The 17,133-nt window shown below is 41.8% G+C and carries 15 protein-coding genes; 3 read left to right on the top strand and 12 right to left on the bottom strand.

Features of this window, described 5'->3' with window-relative positions:
* Positions 1 to 68 precede the first annotated feature (68 nt).
* Positions 69 to 827, bottom strand: a complete 759-nt coding sequence (locus GM182_RS07435; protein ID WP_449186475.1) for a hypothetical protein — start codon at positions 825 to 827, stop codon at positions 69 to 71.
* A 112-nt stretch (positions 828 to 939) separates the two neighbouring features.
* Entirely contained in the window at positions 940 to 1,620 is a 681-nt protein-coding gene (locus GM182_RS07430) for a DUF554 domain-containing protein (protein ID WP_449186474.1), read from the bottom strand.
* Between the two features lie 68 nt (positions 1,621 to 1,688).
* Between GM182_RS07430 and GM182_RS07425 the strand changes: the two genes are divergently transcribed.
* Both GM182_RS07425 and GM182_RS07420 read left to right on the top strand, forming a co-directional pair.
* A complete protein-coding gene (locus GM182_RS07425; protein ID WP_449186473.1) occupies positions 1,689 to 2,567 on the top strand; it encodes an AEC family transporter in 879 nt (292 codons plus the stop codon).
* 73 nt (positions 2,568 to 2,640) lie between these two features.
* Positions 2,641 to 2,787 carry a hypothetical protein gene (locus tag GM182_RS07420; protein ID WP_449186472.1) on the top strand — a complete coding sequence of 49 codons (147 nt, stop codon included), beginning with the start codon at positions 2,641 to 2,643 and terminating at the stop codon, positions 2,785 to 2,787.
* A gap of 92 nt (positions 2,788 to 2,879) precedes the next feature.
* On the opposite strand, the gene GM182_RS07415 is transcribed toward GM182_RS07420, so the two are convergent.
* From GM182_RS07415 to GM182_RS07375, 9 genes are all read right to left on the bottom strand, one after another.
* Positions 2,880 to 3,584: a hypothetical protein gene (locus GM182_RS07415; protein WP_449186471.1), complete on the bottom strand. Its 705-nt coding sequence runs from the start codon at positions 3,582 to 3,584 to the stop codon at positions 2,880 to 2,882.
* A gap of 47 nt (positions 3,585 to 3,631) precedes the next feature.
* Positions 3,632 to 4,294: a hypothetical protein gene (locus GM182_RS07410; RefSeq protein WP_449186470.1), complete on the bottom strand. Its 663-nt coding sequence runs from the start codon at positions 4,292 to 4,294 to the stop codon at positions 3,632 to 3,634.
* Positions 4,287 to 4,916 (bottom strand): hypothetical protein, encoded by a 630-nt coding sequence (locus tag GM182_RS07405; RefSeq protein WP_449186469.1) that lies wholly within the window; start codon positions 4,914 to 4,916, stop codon positions 4,287 to 4,289. Before GM182_RS07405 ends, GM182_RS07410 begins: the two co-directional genes overlap by 8 nt.
* Before the next feature lie 226 nt (positions 4,917 to 5,142).
* Entirely contained in the window at positions 5,143 to 6,504 is a 1,362-nt protein-coding gene (gene gdhA / locus GM182_RS07400; RefSeq protein ID WP_449186468.1) for an NADP-specific glutamate dehydrogenase, read from the bottom strand.
* A 138-nt stretch (positions 6,505 to 6,642) separates the two neighbouring features.
* Positions 6,643 to 8,775: a DUF2207 domain-containing protein gene (locus GM182_RS07395; protein ID WP_449186467.1), complete on the bottom strand. Its 2,133-nt coding sequence runs from the start codon at positions 8,773 to 8,775 to the stop codon at positions 6,643 to 6,645.
* Positions 8,763 to 9,608, bottom strand: coding sequence for a DegV family protein (locus tag GM182_RS07390; protein ID WP_449186466.1), 846 nt, complete (start codon positions 9,606 to 9,608; stop codon positions 8,763 to 8,765). Before GM182_RS07390 ends, GM182_RS07395 begins: the two co-directional genes overlap by 13 nt.
* A gap of 72 nt (positions 9,609 to 9,680) precedes the next feature.
* Positions 9,681 to 11,873, bottom strand: coding sequence for a hypothetical protein (locus tag GM182_RS07385; RefSeq protein ID WP_449186465.1), 2,193 nt, complete (start codon positions 11,871 to 11,873; stop codon positions 9,681 to 9,683).
* Positions 11,874 to 11,908: 35 nt separating this feature from the next.
* The gene (locus tag GM182_RS07380) at positions 11,909 to 12,388 is read right to left on the bottom strand and encodes a TetR/AcrR family transcriptional regulator (protein ID WP_449186464.1); all 480 of its coding nucleotides are present in this window, start codon (positions 12,386 to 12,388) and stop codon (positions 11,909 to 11,911) included.
* Complete coding sequence (locus tag GM182_RS07375; protein WP_449186463.1) at positions 12,385 to 13,302, bottom strand: cation diffusion facilitator family transporter; 918 nt, start codon at positions 13,300 to 13,302, stop codon at positions 12,385 to 12,387. The genes GM182_RS07380 and GM182_RS07375 overlap by 4 nt, the downstream gene beginning before the upstream one ends.
* A 139-nt stretch (positions 13,303 to 13,441) precedes the next feature.
* Between GM182_RS07375 and GM182_RS07370 the strand changes: the two genes are divergently transcribed.
* Positions 13,442 to 14,893 carry a sodium-dependent transporter gene (locus tag GM182_RS07370; RefSeq protein WP_449186462.1) on the top strand — a complete coding sequence of 484 codons (1,452 nt, stop codon included), beginning with the start codon at positions 13,442 to 13,444 and terminating at the stop codon, positions 14,891 to 14,893.
* 190 nt (positions 14,894 to 15,083) lie between these two features.
* Here the strand turns inward: GM182_RS07370 and GM182_RS07365 are convergent, their stop codons facing one another.
* Entirely contained in the window at positions 15,084 to 17,003 is a 1,920-nt protein-coding gene (locus tag GM182_RS07365) for an S-layer homology domain-containing protein (RefSeq protein WP_449186461.1), read from the bottom strand.
* Between the last annotated feature and the right edge of the window lie 130 nt (positions 17,004 to 17,133).

The following is a 17,133-nucleotide window of genomic DNA, read 5'->3' as shown; positions in this document are numbered from 1 at the left end:
ATCGCAAAAGGCATATTCCCATGCGAAACAGAATTTTCTCCTAACTTTATGCTGTGTAAAGGAGGGGCTTATGCCCCCTCCTTTTTATACTCCACGATGTGGGCAATATCATCAACGGTGCCGTCTATTTCCTGTACCAAAGACACAACCTTGTAGCCCATCTCTTTAACATATGGCGTGATAATGTGGGTTAGCTCTTTAGATAGTCCTTTGATAAAAAGATACTTCTTTCCTTTACCCTTCTGTATGTCTTCCCACATCTTGTTAAAGGCTTTATCGTAGGATACAATACCCACCGCCGATGGTGACAGCTTATCTGTAAGCACAAAAAAGTATGGTCCTATAGCCTTCTCTACGCTTCCCATAAGATAGCTAACCTTATCTTTAATAGGTGAGTGATTTAGAAGATGGTATAGTGCCAGATTTTCGGCAATGGTGAGAATAATATAGTATGGGCTCTTTGGGAGTATATATGTAGGTTCATCTGCCTCTCCCCATAACACGACAATGGATGGAATAGGTGTTTGTGATGGGAAGCGGATATCTTCTCTACCCTGCAGTGTCTTCTGTCCTATGGCATTGCCGGTTATGTAAGATACCAGTGGCACAATGAAATTCTGGGTTGTGCTGGCATCAGAGGCAGGAATGTAGATGATATTTCCTTTAGTCTTAAAGGAGTTTCCTTGCTCAATGATATAATCGGCATAGTCTTTTCTGATTTCCACTGATACCTCTTCACCGGTGGCATGTGCTATGTGCTTTCTCACCTTTTCAAGAATAAGCATGCGGATAGGTTCGGAGATGTTTTGAGAAATATAAATCTTCATATAGATCCCCCCCTAAGCACTGATGTTCTCTAAAGATATTATAAGTAGATTTAACATTTTTGAAGGGGGTATTTGGTAGGTAATAAAAAGAGGGGGAAATCCCCCCTATTCTTTAAAAGAGAGAGATAATAAACACAAGTAGTGGTTCCACAACAAGGGCAGGTAGAAAGTTACCTACGCGGGTGTCCTTGATGTCGAGTACCTTTAGGCCTATACCCAGAATCATAACACCACCAACAGCCACAAGGTCATTGAGATACATAGGCTGTGTGAGAAAGCCCAGATATGAAGACAGAAGCACTATAGATCCTTGAACGATAAGCACCGATAGGGCTGATACAGTAACACCTAGTCCGTACATAGAGCCTAGTATAAATGAAGATATACCATCAAGGAGTGACTTGAGGTATATAAGTGATGCATCACCTGTTAGCCCTGCGTTGATAGAGCCTACAATAGTCATGGGACCAACGAGAAATAGTAGAGATGACATCATGAATCCTGTAGAAAAATCGCCCTCCTGCATATTGTCTCCTAGTTTTTTCAGAAATCCCTCAATGTTGAGTAGCTCTCCGATAACGCCACCAATAGCCATCGATGCCAGTACAATGAGAAAATTGTTGACCTTCATAATCATGCTCATGCCAATACCCAGTGTGGTGAGACCAGCGCCGAAAAATAAAATTTCTTTGACATTGTCGGGTAATCCCTTTTTCAGGAAAAATCCTGTCAAGCTGCCAATAACAACGGCAGTGGCATTGACAGCGGTGGCAATGAGTCCTGTAATAACCATCCCTATCCCTCCTTCCCCTTCCTATTGGTATTATAAAAGAAGAAATTGTGTGAAGGGGAGGGGTTGGAGTGAATCCAATATTGTCAGGACTTGTGTTTATACTGGTGGCACTTGTAGGCTGGTTTGCGGGCAGATATGAAATCATCACAGATGATGGAAGATCTCACCTTACCAAGGTGCTGTTTTACATACTTCTACCAGCTCTTGTTGGTGGTGGTGTAATGAAATCGCCCCTTGAGAAAGATACGCTGTATATATTTATTCTTGCCATTCTTATGTCCCTTGCTATATGGTATGTGCTTCTGAGAATCTTCATGCTTTTTTACGATAAAAAGACGGCATCACTACTTGCCATGGTGACAACAATGGGTAATACAGGTTTTCTTGGCTTTCCCCTTGTTGCCCGTATGATAGGGGAAAACGCTATGCCATATGCCGTTGCCTTCTCCATAGGTCAGTCTATAGTGCTTATGGCAGCTGTGTATCCATCTCTTGGAGGACAGTTTAGCTGGAAAAAGCTCCTGTCTCCTCCCATGATAGGTATGCTTGTGGGATTTGCCCTCCGAGGTGTGTCTCCTATCATACCTCATGATATGTGGCAGGTGTTTGTTGATACATTTTCTATGCTTGGTAGTGCCTCTGGTCCCCTTGTCATGCTCATTATAGGTTCATCTCTGAAGGCCATACAGTTTAAAACATATGATATATACATCATTCTCTTAAAGCTTGTAGTCATGCCCGCTATATTTTATATAGTGCTTGTCAAACTTGTTGCCCCAGTGCCACTAAAAGCCGCCGTGCTTGAGGCTTCTACCCCAACGCTCATGGCTGCCCCTATATGGGCTGGTATGGCGGGTTTGTCGGAAGAGGAGGCTGCCCGCATAGTGGCCGTTGTAACAGGTGTTTTTCTACTGGCTTTGCCACTTATTGGCTGGTTGCTGGGGTGAGATAAAATTTAATACAGTGTTGTTTGTGATAAAATTAAAACATCATTATATGATTAATACCGGGGACGAAAACATGAAAAAGTGGATTGGGGGACTCACTCTTTTTCTGCTTGTGTGTGGTGTTTTTATCTTTATTGGCTATAGAGTATCTACTCATACGGCCCAGAAAATGATAAGGGCTGATGGGGTAAAGACTGATGTTGAATCCTACTATCTATGAAATGACCAAAAGAACTTAGTTTGAAAAGACATAGATATATGTTGTGGTTTCTGTATATGGGGTAGGGAGTATTGAGGTATAAATGACCTATTCTATTTAGTGCCTTCTCCCTTATATGTCTTATATGCTGTGATATATGCATACTTCCAAAACACCAAGTTGAGCCACCACAGAGCAAGCCCTATGGCAAGTCCCACTAATGTGCCATTTGTTATGGATAGTTTTCCGATATGTACGAGATGTCTGATATATGCCTCTGTGGGAAATATTGGGAGAAAACCTATATATGCCAATATAAATAATACGTTTTTAGTGGATTTGAAAAGGGCTAGATACATTAGTGAAAAGAAGATAATAAAAGACAGTTCCAATGCTATGAGAAATATCATATCGTAAATGTATGAGTTGATACGACCCGCATAAGTGACCATGCGACTAAGACCGTACAGGATAGTAAGTATGACATTAGCTGTGATGCCCAAGTCTGACATGAAAGAGACATGTATGAAGCTGTGCTGGTAGGCTTCCATCTCCTTTATAAGCTCACGATGGTCTTTCAGCGCTTCTCTAAAAACGAAGAGGCTGTATAGCAAAATGCCCTGTGCCCCTAGTACTACGATGGCTATTATAAAGTTTAGGAGAGGATTAGTAGATATATGGGCAACATATGCAGTGCCCAGTGCTATGACTACATACGCAACGAATACATAAAACCCCTTAAGATACAGGTTTCTTATCTCAGCACCTGTTTTAAGAGCCTTTTTGAACTCTTCATGCAGCACAGGTGTTTCTAGCATGTTATTCACTCCCCATAAATGATTTACTCCATTCTAACATGTTTGTGTTAAGGTGTTCGATTGGTGTTATACGTGTTTTGAGGTGGTGGCGCTGTTTCATCGTTACATTGATTTTTCCAAGCATCTTTATAAGCTCCTAAAAACTCGGATAGCTGGAAGTACATGGCTGCCAAGATAAAAAACCCAATAACCAAACCTGCTGCTGGTTCTGAGATAAGCATTTTAATGCTAACAAAGATTGATTCGAATACGCCAAGGTTATAAGCGATGTCAAGGGAGATGTTAAGGGCCTTTTCAATTTGAATATACATCTGTCTATATAATGTGATGAATATAATAAGGTTTGCTATGGCGGAGAATAGATTGGCGGTTATAGGGGGATGTTGAAAATCACCTGCCGATATGATAACGATAAGGGATATTAGCCCTGTCGCTATTTGAAGGGCGATAGCCAGTAGTACCGGGGTATGGGGATCATAAGGGGTTTCTAACCTGATGCGTTTAAGTACATCAAGATGTGATAGAAATGCAATAGCGGTTATAACAAGTCCTATAATGACAAGGATGATTGCTAATACAAGCAATGGTGGTAGAAGTAATCCCAGTATTGACGCAAATACCCCACCTGCCAGCCAATACCAGCCTTGTATGTACTGCTTTCTTGCCTCTATACCCATTTTGATAATGTCGCATGGTGTTTGTTTATCCATTGATGATTTCACCTCTACATATGTTGTGTTTGGCAGTGACATATGCCGTGTGAAAGGCATCAAGATGTAGGTAGATTAAAAACATCATGGGGAGATAGGCTATAATAGATGTTCCTTCATCTTTAAATATATGGTTTCTGGTGATGATTGCCACGCTTACTACTATATACATTATCAGGCCACGGATATAGCTATCACTCAGGTCAACAAGCAGGGCTTTTTCTATTTCTCGATACATTTGTTTGTAAATGGTGAGAAACACAATAATGCCAAGAACAAAGAGTATGATTGTTGTTATCAAAAACCACCGTGTTCCTCCCATGATATAGATTGCTATCTCTATGGCTATACCTACTGTGTTTACTACGGCGAGGGCAACGAGCCAATGGAAGGGGTTATAGGCTGACATCTTCGAAATGTTGTATAGAAGCTCACTATGGAGGAAGAAACCGGCTACTGTCAAGGCAATACCTCCTATAAGGAGGATAGCGGAGAAGATGAATAGATAAGGAGAAAGTAAAAATATAGAAGTAGCCATTATGGAAAGGTAAAGTCCATAGAGATAAACTCTTCTACTGGTGATAGCATCTTTTAGTAAGTCACATATATCATATTTGCTCATAAACATCCCCTTTGGCTCTTTATGTGTCCTTTATATTATACATAATTTCTAAATGCTGATAAGGTACACGAAATGCTGCATAAGAGATTTTTATAAATAGTTCTCTAAGCATTATCGAAAGTTGGATGAAGGAAGACAGAGGGAGATTAATACTTGGAGGGTAAATCTCTATCAAAAGAAAAAGGGGCGACTAAGTCGCCCCTTCTATTACTATATGAGTTTGTTATTAATATACGATACCGTAGGCCATCATTGCCTTGGCGACCTTAAGGAAACCGGCAATGTTTGCACCTACAAGGTAGTTTCCGGGATAACCGAACTCTTCGGCTGTCTTCAGGGATGTGTCGTGGATGTTCTTCATGATCTCCTGAAGCTTGCGGTCTACCTCTTCGCGTGTCCAGGAAAGTCTCATGCTGTTCTGGGCCATCTCGAGACCAGATACGGCGACACCACCGGCGTTGGCTGCCTTTGCAGGTCCGAAGAGGACACCACTGTTGATGAAGACCTCAATGGCCTCAAGTGTAGAAGGCATGTTTGCACCTTCTGCAATGGCGATGAGACCATTCTTAACCATGGCCTCGGCGTGATCCTTGTGGATCTCGTTCTGGGTAGCACATGGAAGTGCAACATCGACCTTGATATTCTCATCTCTGAGAACATCCCATACGGATTTGCCCTCATAATACTTGGCCTGTGGGTACTTCTCGGCAAACTCTCTTACGCGGCCTCTCTTAACATTCTTGAGCCACATGAGGTACTCCCATTTCTCTCTGTCCATACCCTCTTCAATGATGATGGTACCCTTGGAGTCGGAGAAGGAGATAACCTTTCCACCAAGCTCCATGACTTTCTCGATGGCATACTGGGCAACATTACCTGCACCAGAGATGGCGACAACCTTACCGTTGAAGTCCTCTCCCTTTGTTGCAAGCATGTTGGCTGCGAAGTATGTAACACCATAACCTGTTGCCTCAGGTCTGATAAGAGAACCACCGTACTCGAGACCCTTACCGGTGAGAACACCAGTGTGCTCGTTGCGGATTCTCTTGTAGAAGCCATAGAGGAAGCCAATCTCTCTTCCACCAACACCGATATCACCGGCGGGAACATCGGTGTCAGGGCCTATGTGTCTGAAGAGCTCGCTCATGAATGCATATGCAAATCTCATGATCTCTCTGTCAGATTTGCCGTGTGGGTCAAAGTCAGAACCACCTTTACCGCCGCCCATTGGGAGACCTGTGAGGGAGTTCTTGAATATCTGCTCAAAACCGAGGAACTTGATGATAGACTCGTTAACAGATGGATGCCATCTAAGACCACCTTTGTATGGACCTATGGCCATGTTGAACTGTACTCTGTAACCACGGTTAACATGAATTTCACCGTTGTCATCTTCCCAGACGACGCGGAACTTGATTATTCTGTCGGGCTCAACGATTCTCTCGTAAATCTTTGCCTTAACAAACTCTGGATACTTCTCTTCTGTGGGTTTGAGGGAGGTAAGAACCTCTCTAACAGCCTGGATGAACTCTGGCTGATAGTGGTATCTTTCCTCTACACTTTTAATAACTTCATCAATGTAAGACATGGCTTACACCTCCACATACATGCGTTTTTTGATGCGTGTTAAGTGTATTCCTAACACGCTCAACTATATGATACTACTAAAACATATTGTAGGGTATATGCATTTTGTAGGTGCTACAAATATGCAGAGTTTTATTCATTACCACCCGGTAGAACCTCCACCATTTCCTCCGAAGCCACTTAGTGTTCCAATATTTACCCCTGCTGCACCAACGATAGATGAGGTAATAGAAGATATATAGGAGTGCATGCCACCGAGGAATATACCGGTGAGTATAAGGCTATCGGCCAGATTACCTGTATAGTGAGGTGACATGTTTAATGCATCTAAAGGTAGCTTTTCTTTGCCCCTCAAGGCTGCAAATATGAGGTATTTGTCCCAATTTAGTCCTGAATATGTGTCTATATCGTGGGGTAGCCGTGTGTAGTTTATAATCCACTTTTCTACACTGTGCCATCCTACATACTCGTCAAACCATGTCGGGTGCAAATATGATGGGGTTGGGATATACATATTTTTTATTATCATGGCAGTGATAAGTATGGCAAATGTTCCCAGTAGCAGTACTGTACCTGTTGTGCCTGATATAAAGAGCAAGGAAGCTATACGTCTGTCTGCCATAAAGAAACCCAAAATTCCAAAAAACACACCGAGTATGATAAACCATCTACCTAGTCCTTTACTTCTGAGTTTGATGGCGGGAGGAATATTCATTGTATTCTTTAATGCTGTCATGCTACTGAGAATAGTTGTAAGGAACATGGGGATAAGGACCTCGTGTTTTCCAACTTTAATAGGGTATACATGTTTTTCTACATATGCCTGAAATTCTTCGGGAAGCAAAATAGAGGCCTTATCCATCTGGTTGGCTATCTCTATAGCACTTTTCTGCCTAAATAGGTCTGTCAGCTTATGCTTGACCTTAGTGGTTGCCGCCTTTTTCATGTGTTTTAGAACAATCCTCTCATGGGGAGGTAGCCTTCCTTCATCTTTGTCTGTGATATAAAATCCTACAGGCTTGCCGTCTTCTACTGCCGGTATAAGGTATTCTTTCTGCACTAGTGAAAGAAAAATACCTTTAAAGGCATTCTCCCCCTTTTCTACATACCTGATGATATCCCCTACGCTGCTACCATCTGCTATTAGGGCAGGGTAGTTGTAGGGATTTCTCCCCTGTAGAGCCATATCAAGGTCGTCTTTGGTAAAGAAAAATGAGCGATAAACTTCGTTGCTGGGCATATCCATGCTCGCTGGGGTTTTTCTAAGTCTGTCTACATAGTATGTTTCAATATGTCTTTGTCTTATGTATATAAGTAGTAGACCAAGGAATATCAAAAGACCGCCACCTATTAGTAAACTTGTTCCTGCAAATGCCATGTTGAGCTTGAGCCTATACCGTCTGTAAAACTCATTACCTTTTTTATATATCTCATATGATGCCATGAACATGTCGTCTCTATCGCCGGCAATGTCGCTAAAGTATATGCTTATATGTTTGCCGGTAGTTAGACTTCTGGGGTAAACAGCATCTACAATGTGGATAAGCTTCACAGGTACATGATTTTCTATCCACAGTGTTCCTTCTGAATATGTTTTTTCTTTTCCCCATACGCTTGGTGGGATATACAATGTACCCCCTGCAAAGTATCTGTTTATACTTATGCATGGTAGGGTGCTACTGCTTTCGTATGCGGGAAGTTCTCTGCATGAATTTATGGAACTTGGCAGCATGAAACCCAGCATAAAGTTTTTCATATATACACCCTCTGTTTGTCCTAAACTGGGAACACGGATATATGTGCGGGCAAAGTCTTTGCCTACAGTGGTAATGCCAGATACTCGGTAGTGTATTAGTATCTGTAAATGCTCCTTATTGGGTATGTCTATGGTGTAGTTGCCCTTTTCTCCAGATACAGGTAAAGAGGGGCCTTGGGCCTTGGTAAATATATCCCATATCTTCCTCAGTGGTGTGTTTTCTGTGATGTTAAATGACACTTGCTGTGCTTCGAAGTCTGTATATGTTATCCCCTTTCCTGCCAAGTGATATGGCATTTGAGAGGTGGGAGCATGTCCTCTGGGGAACGTGTATTCTCGATAGTCGTATATGTCTGCACTGCCATCGGCATTGGCCTTAATGATGTATATGCCCTGATTTAGGTAGTATGGAGACTTGGGCAGATGGAGAAAAGAGATAATGCCAAGGACAAGAAGCATTGCCCCGATGAGTAGCCAGCCAATTATTGGTGAGATTTTTGGATTTAAACGAACCATGCCATTCCCAACGAGTATGGGCCACCGTGTATTGTAGTGGTGGGTCTACTTTTTCGTAGCTGATATGGTATTCCACTTTCATCAAGCCACTCTTGCATGGCAATATCCCACTCTGTGGGAATGCCATATACAAACTGCAGAGGAAAGAAGTCGGTGTTAGGTGGTTCTTTTTTCAGCAGGTCGGCAAAGAATTTCATAATACGTTTTTTGCCCCCTCTAATTTTTCCCACAGAATATATCTCTCCGCTATCGTCTATAGATAGGGCAGGTTTGATTTTTAGCATATTTCCAACCATATAGCTGGCTTTACCTATGCGTCCGCCTTTGCGGAGATACTCAAGAGATTCCAGAACAAAGTAAAACTTTAGGCGATTCCTTAGCACTTCTAAATAATCTGTGATGTGTTCAACATTGACATCACCTTTGGCTATGTCTGTAAATGCCTTGAGCGTTAAGGTTGCCTGACCTGTAGATATGCTTCTTGAGTCGAATATTATGAGACGGGGACCTATTTCTTCTCTCGCTTTCATGGCATTAAGATATGTACCGCTCATCCTGGAGGACATGACAATATACACTACATAATCATATGTCTTTAACATGTCTTCGGCTGCGGCTATGATTTCTTCTGGCTTTATCTGTACACTGACAAATTTTCCATCGGGTTCCTTTTGCATCTCTTCATAAAAGGCCAGTATATTAATATCTGCAGTATCTCTTATATGGGTGCCAGAGGGGAATACAATCTCAACTGGCATCCATCGTATATCTAAAAGTGATATTTCATCGGACATAATATCTGCACCAGAATCTGCCATAAATCCTATTTTCATATCTATATCCCTCCCGCTCACTTGTGATAAAACCCTAATATTAGATACGCTGTATGACCGCTATGTTACAGATTACCAGCCTGTAGAACCTCCGCCGGCACCTCCTCCACCGCCAAACGAAGAGCCTGTAGATGAACCGCCGGACGATGTGCCGCTGGAATGGGCTTTGTGATATGTGCTTTCATATGTGGAAACAAATGAGCGGGAGGCGGAGCCCCAACTGGATCGATACATGTAATCGGATACCAGCCAATATGTATACATATGTCTTAGGTCTTCTCTTTGCTTGATAATGCCCGATATCTTTAGCGCTTTTATAAGTAATGTCTCTATGCCTCTCAGTGCTGCAAACATATAATATTTATCCCAGTTCAGTGTTTCATATGCGGATATCTCCTTCTTGGCTATGCGGGTGAATTCCTTAACCCACTTTTCTACCTTATACCATGCGAGAAATTCTTGCCACCACTTTCCATTTAGCCACCTGCTGGGTAAAGAACCTTTCATAAACAGCCCAATAATAAACATCATCACAGGTAGTATTAGGGGAATTATGAGCCAAAAAGTTGTGTTGGCAGATATGCCTATGAGGGTAGCGAAGATTTTACCAAATAGGAAATACAGGCCTGCTGCCATCATAAGTCCTAAACCTGTCATAATGAATATCTTGGATATCTTGTCCCACATCTTTATTGATGATGGGGCATCTTCTGGTACATTGCCACCCAGTGGGTTGGGTATGTTCCTTGTTTCTTTCATCTTGTTCATAATGCCTAGGCATATGTCTACAAGCACGGGTATAGAGGCACTGACACCGTTGCCGAGGTTGATAGTATTCATATCCCTTTTCAGATATGCCTCAAACTCTTGGGGCAGTAGTATATTTTCTGGGTCTCTTTCATTCATAACAGTGGCAAGGTCTTCATGTTTTCTCCCAAAGAGTTTGCTAAACAGGCCACCTTTGTTTTCTACATCCATGCGGGCTGCCTCTTTGATCTTTTCCAACACAAAAGCCTCATGTTCCTCAAGGGGCTTACTTGAATCTTGGAGTCTGAAGCCCAAAAGTTTGTCGCCGTCTGTGATAGGCACAATGTATTCTTTCTGCATAAGGCTGAAGAATATAGCTCTAAATGCGTTACCACCTTTGTTGATGTACATCTTGATATCTTCGGGCTTGATGGTGTCGTTAATGCTAGTAGGTATGTCATAGGGGTTTTGACCCTGTAACGCCAGTTTCAAATCTTCTAATGTAAAGAAAAATGAGCGATATACATCATCAGATGGCATATCCATGCCCGGTGGTAGATGTTTCAGTTGATTAAGATAATACTTTTTATATGCCGATATCTTACGTCCACCAGCTACACCTGCAAATAAAAATGCCACTACTGTGCCAATGATGGAAAACCACATGCCCTTTGCCATCTCACCGGGGTTTTGGGAGTGTGCCTCTTGCCATTTTCTGACATCTTCATATGTCTGGTCTACCTTCAAAGCAGAGATGGCTTGTTGTGAGAGTATGCTTGGAGGGTATACGGCATCAAGTTCTTGAACGGTATTAACTGGTAGGTTTTTCGCATCGAACAGCACGAAGTCACAACCCTTGAAATATCTGCCTATGCTACTGGAGCTTCCCTTGACAATGAACCTGTGAACCATGAAACAGGGACATTTATGGTCTTCTTTATCGTATACAATAGCATCTTTGCACACAGGTTTTTCTGGCAGTATGAAAGCTGTATAATACTGGTCTACATTGACATCGCTTTTGCCCAATGTGGGAAGAACATAGTATGTGCGGGCAAAATCTCTGCCAACGACGGTAACAGCGGGGCTGACCTTGTAGTGTACCAGTATAAGCAGTGTGTTTTCATCGGGTACAGATACCTTAAATTTAGGATTACTTCCTTGTATCTCAAGTTTTTTCAGGTGTGGTTGAATGCTTTGCCACTTTTCCCTGATATCTGTGGGATCTGTGATATTTTCCAGAGGTATGTCTACAAGGTATGCCTCAAATAGAGGATAGCTCAGTGTGCGGTTGTATGGTGGCGAGTCTGTATTCAGGTAGTATGGTAGCGTAGTGCTGGGAGGACCGCTCTCAAATGAGTATTCTCTGTAGTCGTATACATCTATACTACCGTCTCTGTTAAGATACACAATCTGCCATGCTGTAGGCATTTCGTAAGAAGCAGCATGAGATATAGGAATAAAAACGAAAGATGAGAGCAAAATACCGATGAAAACAATAACAAACAATTTTTTCATTTCTTTACCCCCCTAACCAAATTGGCAACTTGATATTATTTATTTAGCAAGTAATCTATAAGGTCCCAGATAACGGCTTCCTCTTCTTTACCCCCAATCATGCCCTGCATAGATGCCAGCCTGAACATAACACGGGCCTTGGGTCTGTCTCCAACAAGGTTTTCAAGATGCTCTATGATGTCTTTGAAGATAGACTTAGTAAAAGATGGATCTTTCATGGCAAGATAGCGGATAATCCACTTGTTTTTCTCAGAGTGTTCTATAGTGGCACGAAGAATCTCCTTTATGTCATCCATTTGAAGGACACGATTTTTAAACTCCAGAGAGGCGTATCTAGAGGCTTCTATCATTAGGTCTTCTTTGTCTCTAAATAGCTTGTATATACCGGCTGCAGATATGCCAACCCGCTTTGCCACTTTGCGCATGGATATGCCATCGGGTCCTTCGGTGGCAAGAAGAAGTGCCGTCTCTCTTAATAGTGCTTCTTTGTAATCTTTAAGTGATTTTCTCTTCATTTTTCTTCACCTATATCCATTGTATCAGTGTTACAGCCCACATCAACGCTCTTCGTATCGCTTGGATATACCACAATGTTAATCTCTCTGATGTGTGGATCTTTTTCTCTGATAAAACCTTGAATCTTTTCTTTGATGGCATTTATCTCATATAGTGTTAAGTTGCCATTCATCTTTAGGTCTATATCAACAATGTACCACTTGCCCATTTTACGCACCCTAATGCGACTGACTTCTTTAACCTGTTTGCATTGTGATACAGCTTCTTGTATGTGTTCGTATATATCTAGTTCCTCTGGTGGAAGACCTTCCATGAGTTCATAGACGCTGTCTCTGAAGATTTCAAATGCTGTCTTGATAATAAAAAGAGATAGTAGTATTCCCAATATTGGGTCCAGTATGGCAAACCCTATCTTGTTTAGCCATATGCCAATGAATACCATAGTAGACATGAGTATGTCATTTCGCATATTCATGGCTTCAGATAGCATGGCCTTAGAGTGTTCCTTTTTGCCTACATAGTATTCAAGTAAAAATAGAAGAGTCTTGATGACAACAGATAGTGCCATAACAATGAGGGGAAGCAAACTGTCTATCGTGTGATACTCGTGCAGTACAAGCCGTTTGGTGCTTTCTATAAGTAGTGAGACACCGGCATAGAAGATAATGAATGATATAATCTTTGCCCCGATAGTTTCTGCCCTCTCATGTCCGTAGGGATGTTCTTTATCTGGTGGTTTGGAGGCTATATGTATACTGACAAGCATCGTTAGCGATGTTAAAATGTCTGTTGAAGAGTCTATACCATCGGCAAGTACTGCCATGGAGCCAAAGATTATACCAACCGTAATTTTTAGTATGGCAATAAGACCGTTGAGAAAAGTTGCTATGAGTGCAACGGTGCGTTTATTCAAAACATCTCCCTCCCTACATGCTTTGTGTTTCAAGGATAACATACAATTATTAACATGTGGGGGTATAAATATGCCAAGTGTATGGGTATATATGCTATAATTTTCACAAATTATTTAACTTCCGAAAGGGGGGCGGCATATGAGTAGAAAGGTTCAATGGGCCTCACGATGGGGTCTTATTGCCGCTGCACTAGGTCAGGCTATTGGCGCGGGAAATATCTGGCGTTTCCCCCGTAAGGCTGCCCAGTGGGGCGGTGGCACATTTATCCTTATCTATCTTCTGTTTAATCTTCTCTGGGCTGTTCCTTTGCTAATGTCCGAGATGATTCTTGGTAAAAAGACAGAGAAGGGTACAGTACAGGCATTTTCTGATTTCTTAGATGAGAAGTTCTCATGGATGGGTGCATGGCTTGCTTGGGTTACATTGGCCATAGGCTTTGAGTATGCCGTTGTAACATCGTGGATTCTTAAGTATCTTGTATTGGCTTTACAAGGCACATTTGCTAAGGCAGGTGTGGATACTCAGGCTATTTGGGACAATTTCATGGCATCGCCAGCCGAAAAATTGGGTTATTTCTTTGTTGTTATCATTCTTGCCTTTATCGTCTTGTATGGTGGTGTCAAAGTCTTTGAAGTTGTTGCAAAGATATTGGTTCCATCACTTATTGTTCTACTCGGTATTGTCGCCGCTGTTGCCTTGACATTGCCTGGTGTTACCAAGGGTCTTGAGTATATGTTTGTGCCAAAGTGGGAGTATTTTACCAACTCGCGAACATGGCTTGAAGCCCTTACGCAGGTGGCATGGTCTACTGGTGCCGGTTGGGGTTTCCTTTTGACGTTTGCCGCCTATGCCAAGAAGAAAGAAGATATCGCTCTTAATGCCTTTACCACAGTGTGGGGCAACATGTCAGCCTCTTTCCTTGCTGCAACAGCTATTGCCGTTACAGTATTTACATTCCTACCTGTAGATAAGGCAAATGAGGCACTGGGTTCTGGAAACTCTGGTCTTGCATTTATCTACCTGACAAAGCTTATGGCAAACATGCCTATGAGCTATATAGTATCTGTTTTCTTCTTCCTTGCGTTCTTCTTTGCGGCATTTACATCACTCATACCTATGTATGAGATAGCCCTGACAAACTTTGTTGATGCCGGCTATTCTCGTAATAAGATAGCCCTAATACTCTTTGTATTTGCCATCTTTGCAGGTATTCCATCTGCGCTTAATATAGGTTTCCAGGATTCCCAAGACTTTGTTTGGGGCTTGGGCCTCTGGATTAGTGGTATGTTTATTACCTATGCCATTATCCAGTTTGGTGTGGATAAGGCCAGAGAGTATATCAACGAGGTTAGCGATATCAAGATAGGTAAATGGTACGACTTCTCCATTAAATATGCCATTCCTATCATGTTTGTAGTCCTGTTCGGTTGGTGGATTTGGCAGTCCTTCCAGTGGTATGACTTTGACTTTGTGAAGATTTTGTCCTTCAACGGCACAGGATACAACCTTGGCACCATACTTGTATGGTGGATATTTGCCCTTATGACGGCCATGCTTGGTAGCACGGCCATCACCAGTAGAAAGAGGTGATTGTTATGAAGGGCTGGATATGGTTTATACTAATAGGCTTATTTGAGTGGGGAGGTTTTATCTACTTCCTATATCGCGTGCTAAAAGCGGAGGAGAAAAAAGCTTAATAACACTCCCTCACCCTTCACCATAATGAATAAGGGCTCCCAGATGCGGGAGCCCTGTTTTTATGTGTGAGGCATGTCCTTCATTAGTCGCCGTTGTACTTATCATATGCTCTTACTGCTATAACGGCTAGTTCGCTAAGGTTTATTTTCTTGTTTGGCATAAAGTGACCTTTACCATCACCCTTAACAAGACCCATTCTATAGGCTATTTCTACATACTTGGCATACCAATCTTTGCTGCTAACGTCTTTGAATTCTCCTTTGTATTGAATGTTTTCATCGCTGATTTTATCTGGGGCAATGATTCTTAGGAATAATGTTATAGCCTCTGCACGTGTGACAGGCTGGTCAGGTCTAAGAGTACCATCTGGATAACCTTTGAGAAGGCCCTTTTCGTATAGGGACAGGAATATACCAGCCATAGGATCGGTAGCTGTAACATCACTCCAAGGTGTTGTTGTTGCAACATCCACCGCTTCTACTCCTGCTATGGCTGCTGCAGCATATATAACATCTCTTCTTAGTGCTGGCTGATTTCCGTTAACCTCACCGTTCTCGGGTATGTATATTAATCCATATTCTATGGCCTTGCTAAAGTAATCATCAGCCCAAGATGGTGCCTCTACTTTAGGTTTCTCATAGAAATACCTAATCTGAATTTTTACACCTACATCTTTTAGCAATGTGCCATCGGTTGTCTTGATGTTTTCTAATTTGAATTCTAATGTGTACTCAGCATTTTCATCTTTCTTTGGTAGGACAACAGTAAGTAAACCAGCATTTACTACCTCTTTAGGATTGATAGTAATGGTTTCTGGTAGTGATGCTGTGAAGTTCCATGTTGCTGTTACTTCCTCTTCTTCTTTATTTTTGTCAAGATAAACGGCAACCTCATACTTTGCCTGTGACAGATCAAGGTTCAGTGTTGCTGTGGAGTTATTACGGAAATAGACGGTAAAGGTTGCTGTATTGGTATTTACAAGCATTGCAGATTTTGTCTTTATGATTACGGAGATATCACCAGCGTGATGTTGGATTCTGTGCTCTTCTTTTTCAGTTTTACCTTCCTGCTTACCATTATTGTCTTCTTTTTTTTGTTGTGCTTTGTCGGATATTGTTACAGTACCCGACGCGGAGATGGAGAGATACCCAGACCATGTGATAGATGGTTGAGAAACGGAGCGGACTGTAATCTTGTAATCGCCCGGTGTGATAGAGGCAGAGAAAGATCCAAGTGTAGTGGTTGAATTGGCTGGGAAGGTAATGGTAGTAGGAGTTTTGGCGTAGATGTCAATTCCTTGATCTTTAAGTACATCGGCTAAGTTAAAGATTTGGGTATCATCTTGAAGTATGGTGACATTGAATAGGAAATCTTTATTAGAGAAAGTAAGTGCCTGGTCTTTGTCTTCTTTGTTGATGATAGCGACAGATCCGTTCAGTAGGTTGTCAGAGAAAGAGGCACTTGTAATGGCAATACTTAATTCAACCTTTCCATTACTGTTGTCATTGCCTTTATTGTTATCGTCTTTGTCATTTTGTATTTTTACACTTTCGGTTAATTTGATTATCGGATTGGTAAATATTTCTGCCTGGATTTTGTATGTACCCTCTTCAAGATCTTTAATCTCTACCTCTCCTAACTTGTATGTTTCTCCGGGGTTTATCGTGATGGTTATTGGATCAGTTGCATAGATATCGATACCTTCGGATAGTTTCTCTTTTCCAAGGTTATACACCTCATCACCATCGGATGCTAAAACAATCACGTTGAATGTATAGTTTTTGTTGTTGAATGTAATCTCAGCTGCACTATCTCCTGTGTTTTTGAGAAATACTGCTGTTTCTATTTTCCCGCCATCTGTTTCAACTTTCATGTATCCTTCTAACTTAGCTGTTCCTGGTGTAGAACCGCCTTTTGATGCGAATGCCGTTGGATAAATAATACTTGTAATCAGCATTGTTACAACAACCAGCAATGTGGCGATCGTTCTCCTTTTGATCATCTTTGATCACCTCCTCACCTATATATACGCAGAAGAAATTTCTTTTGTGACATTGCTCACTGGGTATTTATGAAATACCAAAAAAACATGGTGTTTTATTGTTTAATATGCTGATTTTGTGTGTTGGTAA

The sequence above is a fragment of the Zhurongbacter thermophilus genome, from assembly GCF_026184435.1.
Lineage (GTDB): Bacteria > Coprothermobacterota > Coprothermobacteria > Coprothermobacterales > JAADFF01 > JAADFF01.
Note: the sequence above shows the minus strand (reverse complement) of the source record. Positions and strands in the feature narration are given on the sequence as shown.